Here is a 6,160-nt window from a genome sequence, read left to right as displayed (position 1 = left end):
GTGGACGCCGTGGCCTACGCCGCGCGCATCCTCCAGGACCAGCTGCAGATCTTCATCACCTTCGAAGAGCCGAAGAAGAAGGTCGAAGGCGAGGCCAAGCCGGAACTGCCGTTCAACCCGGCGCTGCTGAAGAAGGTCGACGAGCTCGAGCTGTCGGTCCGTTCGGCCAACTGCCTGAAGAACGACAACATCGTCTACATCGGCGACCTGATCCAGAAGACCGAGGCGGAGATGCTCCGCACCCCGAACTTCGGCCGCAAGTCGCTGAACGAGATCAAGGAAGTTCTCGCCGGGATGGGCCTCCACCTCGGCATGGACGTGCCGAACTGGCCGCCGGAGAACATCGAAGAGCTCGCGAAGAAGTTCGAAGACCAGATGTAAACTGCTTCCGCGCCGCTCCGGACCGCTTCAGCGGTCTGGGCCCGATGAAGCCGCACTCGCGGCGGAGGGCCCCGGCGTTTCGTGTTGACCCGGGCGGGAGCCAGGCCGGGACTTGGTTAGGCGGCGTCCAGCCATCGGACGCCAGGCGGGCCCGAGAGCCCAGGAGATATCGAGATGCGTCACGGCAAAGCCCACCGCAAACTGGGTCGTACGACCGCCCACCGCACCGCCATGTTCGCCAACATGTCGGCCAGCCTGATCAAGCACGAGCAGATCGTCACGACCCTGCCGAAGGCCAAGGAACTGCGCCCCGTGGTCGAGAAGCTGATCACGCTCGCCAAGCGCGGCGACCTGCATGCGCGCCGCCAGGCGATCAGCCAGGTCCGCGACGTGGAACAGGTCGGCAAGCTGTTTTCGGTGCTCGGCCCGCGCTACGCCGAGCGCAACGGCGGCTACATCCGCGTCCTGAAGGCGGGCTTCCGTCACGGCGACAACGCGCCGATGGCCGTGATCGAGTTCGTCGACCGCGATCCGGCCGAGAAGGGCAAGGACTCCGGTCCGCTGGCCGAGGACGCCTTCGGCGAGGCCTGATCGGCCTGACCATCTAAGGAACACGAGAGCCCCGGAGCCCCGCTCCGGGGCTTTTCGTTTGCGGAAGTGTCGCGTGCTTCGGCTAACTGTCGCCCATGCGTCGCATCCTGGGTTTCGTCGTCTGGTTCCTGCTGCTGGCCTGGGCGGCGCCGTCCGCGGCGGCGGACCGGCCGCTCACCATCCTCGTGTCGATCGACGGCTTCCGCGCCGACTATCTCGATCGAGGCCTCACCCCGGTGATGTCGGCGCTGGCGGCCGACGGCGCACGCGCGGCCATGCGCCCGTCGTTCCCGTCCAAGACCTTCCCCAACCACTACGCCCTGGTCACCGGCCTGCGGCCCGACCGCAACGGGATCGTCGAGAACACGATGCAGGATCCCGACATTCCCGGTGTGACCTTCCGGATGTCGGACCGCGCCACGGTCCTCGACCGGCGCTGGTGGGATGAGGCCGAGCCGATCTGGGTGACCGCGGAGAAGGCCGGGATCGTCACCGCACCCTACTTCTGGCCGGGGTCGGAAGCGCCGATCCAAGGCGTGCGGCCCCACTTCTACAAGACCTTCGACATGGCCACGCCGTCGACCGCGCGGGTCGATCAGGTGCTGGCGTGGCTCGACCTGCCGGCGCCCGAGCGTCCGCAGTTCGTCACCCTCTATTTCGACGTCGTCGACACCGCCGGCCATGCCTACGGTCCGCATTCGCCCGAAGTGAACGCCGCGGTCGCCGACGTCGACGCCGCCGTCGGGCGCCTGGTCGACGGCCTGAAGGCGAGGGGGCTTTCCCCCAACCTGGTGATCGTGGCCGACCATGGGATGGCGGCCCTCTCGTCGGACCGCGTCGTCTACATGGACGATGTCCTGCCCGCGGGGGCCTATCATTCGCTCTCGGGCGGGGCGTTCATGACCATCTATCCGGAGGCTGGCCACGAGGCGGAGGTCGACGCGGCGCTGACCGCCCGCCACGACCACTTCGACTGCTGGCGCAAGGCGGAGATCCCCACGCGGTTCCACTACGGGCACAATCCGCGCGAGGCGCCCTACTTCTGCCTGGCCGCGACCGGCTGGGCGTTGACGACGCGCAGCTACAAGCCGGCCCATCCCGAGCGGGGCAACCACGGCTTCGATCCCTATGCGGCCGAGATGGCCGCGGTCTTCATCGGCTCCGGCCCGGCGTTCCGCCACGGCGTGCGGCTGCCGCCCTTCGACAACGTCGACGTCTATCCGCTGCTGGCCCGGCTGATCGGCGTGACGCCGCAGCCCGGCGATGGAAGTCTGCAGGACGTCGCCCCGGCGCTCGCCCCCTGATGAGGCTCCGCCCCAGGGGGCGCTTGACTCATTGATTGCGATTTGAGTTAAATATTGCGGCAAATTGAAAGGAGGTCGCCATGGCCGACTGGAGACCGAAACTGATCAGCGCCGTGGTCTATCGCGACCCGAAGGCGGCGCTGAAGTTCCTGGAGGCCGCGTTCGGCTTCGAGCTGTTCATGCTGTTGGAGGACGCAGAGGGGAACCTCGTCCATTCCGAGATGCGGTTCGGCGATGCGGCCGTGATGGTCGGCTACGAGTGGAGCGACGAATACAAGAGCCCGGCGTCGATCGGGGGCAAGGTCACCCAGTCGATCCACATCGGCGTCGATGCCGACGTGGACGCCCATTGCGAACGGGCCCGCGCGGCGGGAATGGAGATCCTGGCCGAGCCGGAGACCCAGTTCTACGGCGACCGCACCTACCGCTGCCGCGATCCCGAAGGCCACATCTGGACCGTCTCCCAGAACGTCGAGGCGGTCAGCCGCGAGGCGGCGGAGGCGGCGAGCGGGCTGAAGATCACCGGCTGGATATGAGCGCGGCGGGCCTCGACCGGACGCTGGCGGCGCTGGCCGATCCGAACCGGCGGCGGGTCGTGGACCTGCTGGCCGAGCGGCCGCGCGCGGCCGGGGAGTTGGCACGCGAGGTCGGGGTTTCGGCCCCGGCCATGAGTCGTCACCTGAAGGCGCTGCGCGCCAGCGAGCTCGTGGAGGAGTCGCATCCCGAGTTCGACGCGCGCGTGCGCATCTACGCGCTGAGGCCCGAACCGATGGTCCATCTGTTGCGCTGGCTCGAGGAGAGCGAACGTCTCTGGAGCGTCCAGCTCGCCGCGTTCAAGGCCCACATCGAGACGGGCGCATGACGTCCAGGGTCTATGTCGCCTTGCGGGTGAAGGCGACGCCCGAGCGGGCGTTCGCCGTCTTCACGCAAGAGATCGGCGCCTGGTGGCGGCCCAGCCGCCTCTTCCAGACCACGCCGCGAGCCCCGGGAGTGCTGGCGTTCGAGCCCGGGGAGGGAGGGCGGTTCACGGAGACGCTCGAGGGCGGCAAGGTGTTCGAGATCGGTCGCGTGATGGCGTGGGAGCCGCCGGACCGGCTCGTTTTCTCGTGGCGGCAGGCGACGTTCCCGGTCGATCTTCATACCGAGGTGGAAGTCCGGTTCGAGGCGGTGGGCGAAGAGACGCGGGTCAGCGTCGAGCATCGCGGCTTCGACCAGACGCCCGCCGACAGCGCCGCCCGCCACGGCTTCCCGGACCATGCGCTGCTCGCCCGCCTCGCCGAGTTCTGGCAGACGCAACTCCGCTCGGTCGGCGGTGCGGTCGCCTAGCCCCGTTGCGAGAGTTCATGATGTGTTCCAGTATGTGCCGGGGGGATAGCGCATGAGCGAGGCAGGGGAGAGGCGCCGCCGGGCGGCCGTAGGCTTCATCCTGGTCAGCGTCTGGCTCGACGTGCTGTCGCTGGGCGTGATCATTCCGGTGTTCGCGCCGCTCATCCAGCGGTTCGAGGGCGGAGACGCCGCCGCCGCGGCGCGCTGGATCGGGGTCTTCTCCACCGTCTGGGCGCTGGCGCAGTTCTTCGGAGCCCCGATCCTGGGGGCGCTGTCCGACCGGTTCGGTCGCCGGCCGGTCCTGCTGATCTCGCTGTTCGGCCTGGCCGTCGATTACCTGGTCATGGCGTTCGCGCCCACGCTGGGCTGGCTGTTCGTGGCGCGGGTCGTCTCCGGCCTCACGGCCGCGGGCATGGCCGTGGCCAGCGCCTACATCGCCGACGTCACGCCGCCCGAGAAGCGCGCCCAGACCTTCGGCCTGATCGGCGCGGCCTGGGGCGTGGGCTTCATCGTGGGCCCGGCGATCGGCGGCTTCCTGGCCGCGCAGTTCGGCCTGCGCGCGCCGTTCCTGGGCGCGGCGGCCCTGACCGTGGTGGGCGCGCTCTATGGCCTGTTCGTGCTGCCGGAATCGCTCAGGCCGGAGGACCGTGCGCAGTTCGCCTGGGCCAAGGCCAATCCCGTCGGGTCGCTGAATTTCCTGATCGCCCACCGCGAACTGCTGCCGCTCTCGGCGGTGAACATGCTGCTGCAGCTCGCCCACTACGTCCTGCCGACGATCTTCGTGCTCTACGCCTCCAACCGCTACGGCTGGACGGTGGACATGACCGGCTATGCGCTGGCCCTGACCGGGGTCTGCAACATCGTCGTGCAAGGCCTGCTGGTGCGTCGCGTCGTGGCCTGGATTGGCGAATGGGGGGCCGTGCTGGCGGGCCTGACCTTCGGCGGGCTGGGCTTTGCGATCTACGGCGTGGCGCCCACGGGCTGGGCCTTCCTGATCGGTACGCCGGTGTTCGGGCTGATCGGCCTCTTCGGGCCCGGTTTCCAGGGCATCGTCACACGCCGCGTGGCACCCAGCGAGCAGGGTCGCCTGCAGGGCGCGAACGCCAGCCTGGTCGGCCTGGCCGGCGTGGTCGCGCCGACCCTGTTCGGCTTTACCTACGCGTGGTTCGTCGCGCCGGGCCATCCCTTCGTGCCGGGCTCGGCCTTCTTCCTCGCGGCGGGCATCCACGCGGTCGCGGCGCTGATCGCGGTGGCGGTGATGGCGCGGGGGCCCCGGCCCGCCGAGGCCTCCACATGAGCGGGAGCGACGCTTCATCGCCGACGGGGGGGCGGCGCGCCAGCTTCGGTTTCATCTTCGCGCTGGCGCTGATGAACTCGATCTCGTTCGGGATCATGATCCCGATCCTGCCGAACCTGATCCGCCAGTTCGCCGGCGGCGACACCGCGGCGGCCTCGGAATGGAACGTGCTGTTCGCGACCACCTGGGGGATCATGCAGTTCTTCTGCGGCCCGATCCTCGGGATGATGTCGGACCGCTTCGGCCGCCGCCCGGTGCTGCTGGTCTCGCTCTTCGGCCTGGCCGTCGATTTCCTGTTCATGGCCTTCGCGCCCACTCTCTGGTGGCTCTATGTCGGCCGCATTCTCAACGGCATGACCGCGGCCAGCTTTTCCACGGCCAACGCCTATCTGGCCGACGTGACCCCGCCCGAGCGGCGGGCGAAGACCTTCGGCTGGATGGGATCGGCCTTCTCGTTCGGCTTCATCATCGGCCCGACCCTGGGCGGGCTGATGGGCGAATACGGCCTGCGCGCCCCGTTCGTGGCCGCCGCGGCCCTCACCGGAATCAACGCGCTCTACGGCCTTTTCGTGCTGCCCGAATCCCTGCCGCCGGAGCGGCGCGCGACATCCTTCGACTGGCGGCGCGCCAATCCGCTGGGGGCGCTGCGGCTGCTGCGTTCGCAGCCCGGGCTGCTGGGCCTAGCCAGCGTGGGCTTCCTCTTCAACCTGGCGCAGAACGTGCTGCCGACGATCTTCGTGCTCTACACGACCTACCGCTACGGCTGGACGCCGGCCTTCCTTGGCGTGACGTTCTTCATCACCGGCGCGCTGGGCGTTCTGGTGCAATGGTTCCTGGTGGGCCCCGTGGTCGCTCGCGTGGGCGAGCGCAACGCCGTGTTGCTGGGCGCCCTGGCCGGCGTCTTGGGCTTCGCGTGGTACGGGGCCGCGCCGACGGGCTGGCTCTATCTGATGGGCGCGCCGGTCTTCGCGCTCTGGAGCCTGATGATGCCGGGGCTGCAGGGCCTGATGACGCGCCGCCTGCCGCCGCACCAGCAGGGCCAGCTCCAGGGCGCGAACCAGAGCCTGTCGGGAATCGCCGCGGTGCTGGGCCCGCCGCTGTTCGGCCTGGTGTTCGCCTGGTCGTTGCGCCAGGACGGGGCGTTGCATGTCCCGGGGCTGGCGATCTACCTCGCCTCAGGCCTGCTGCTGGCGGCGTTCATCCTGGCCCTGCGCGTGGCGCGGCCGGCGCGCGCGGAGGCCATGGCCTGAGCTTCGCCATG

Annotated in this window: 8 protein-coding genes; all 8 read left to right on the top strand. The window is 69.3% G+C overall.

The window, feature by feature from the left end:
- The coding region (locus GC203_RS23750) for a DNA-directed RNA polymerase subunit alpha C-terminal domain-containing protein (RefSeq protein ID WP_293459457.1) at positions 1 to 381 on the top strand (381 nt) is incomplete at its 5' end.
- Between the two features lie 174 nt (positions 382 to 555).
- A complete protein-coding gene (rplQ, locus tag GC203_RS23745; RefSeq protein WP_293459456.1) occupies positions 556 to 972 on the top strand; it encodes a 50S ribosomal protein L17 in 417 nt (138 codons plus the stop codon).
- Positions 973 to 1,067: 95 nt separating this feature from the next.
- Positions 1,068 to 2,276 carry an ectonucleotide pyrophosphatase/phosphodiesterase gene (locus GC203_RS23740; protein ID WP_293459455.1) on the top strand — a complete coding sequence of 403 codons (1,209 nt, stop codon included), beginning with the start codon at positions 1,068 to 1,070 and terminating at the stop codon, positions 2,274 to 2,276.
- An 80-nt stretch (positions 2,277 to 2,356) separates the two neighbouring features.
- A complete protein-coding gene (locus tag GC203_RS23735; RefSeq protein ID WP_293459453.1) occupies positions 2,357 to 2,812 on the top strand; it encodes a VOC family protein in 456 nt (151 codons plus the stop codon).
- A complete protein-coding gene (locus GC203_RS23730; protein WP_293459451.1) occupies positions 2,809 to 3,138 on the top strand; it encodes a metalloregulator ArsR/SmtB family transcription factor in 330 nt (109 codons plus the stop codon). The genes GC203_RS23735 and GC203_RS23730 overlap by 4 nt, the downstream gene beginning before the upstream one ends.
- Positions 3,135 to 3,602 (top strand): SRPBCC family protein, encoded by a 468-nt coding sequence (locus tag GC203_RS23725; RefSeq protein WP_293459449.1) that lies wholly within the window; start codon positions 3,135 to 3,137, stop codon positions 3,600 to 3,602. Before GC203_RS23730 ends, GC203_RS23725 begins: the two co-directional genes overlap by 4 nt.
- 52 nt (positions 3,603 to 3,654) lie before the next feature.
- A complete protein-coding gene (locus GC203_RS23720) occupies positions 3,655 to 4,899 on the top strand; it encodes a TCR/Tet family MFS transporter (protein ID WP_293459447.1) in 1,245 nt (414 codons plus the stop codon).
- Entirely contained in the window at positions 4,896 to 6,149 is a 1,254-nt protein-coding gene (locus GC203_RS23715; RefSeq protein WP_293459446.1) for a TCR/Tet family MFS transporter, read from the top strand. Before GC203_RS23720 ends, GC203_RS23715 begins: the two co-directional genes overlap by 4 nt.
- Positions 6,150 to 6,160: the final 11 nt, after the last annotated feature.

Origin of the sequence: Phenylobacterium sp., from assembly GCF_016124325.1 — a bacterium.
Lineage (GTDB): Bacteria > Pseudomonadota > Alphaproteobacteria > Caulobacterales > Caulobacteraceae > Phenylobacterium.
Note: the sequence above shows the minus strand (reverse complement) of the source record. Positions and strands in the feature narration are given on the sequence as shown.

Excerpts from the sequence above, each read along its gene's own strand:
- rplQ (WP_293459456.1), top strand. The coding sequence starts at position 556 with ATGCGTCACGGCAAAGCCCACCGCAAACTGGGTCGTACGACCGCCCAC.
- GC203_RS23740 (WP_293459455.1), top strand. The coding sequence starts at position 1,068 with ATGCGTCGCATCCTGGGTTTCGTCGTCTGGTTCCTGCTGCTGGCCTGG.
- GC203_RS23735 (WP_293459453.1), top strand. The coding sequence starts at position 2,357 with ATGGCCGACTGGAGACCGAAACTGATCAGCGCCGTGGTCTATCGCGAC.
- GC203_RS23730 (WP_293459451.1), top strand. The coding sequence starts at position 2,809 with ATGAGCGCGGCGGGCCTCGACCGGACGCTGGCGGCGCTGGCCGATCCG.
- GC203_RS23725 (WP_293459449.1), top strand. The coding sequence starts at position 3,135 with ATGACGTCCAGGGTCTATGTCGCCTTGCGGGTGAAGGCGACGCCCGAG.
- GC203_RS23720 (WP_293459447.1), top strand. The coding sequence starts at position 3,655 with ATGAGCGAGGCAGGGGAGAGGCGCCGCCGGGCGGCCGTAGGCTTCATC.
- GC203_RS23715 (WP_293459446.1), top strand. The coding sequence starts at position 4,896 with ATGAGCGGGAGCGACGCTTCATCGCCGACGGGGGGGCGGCGCGCCAGC.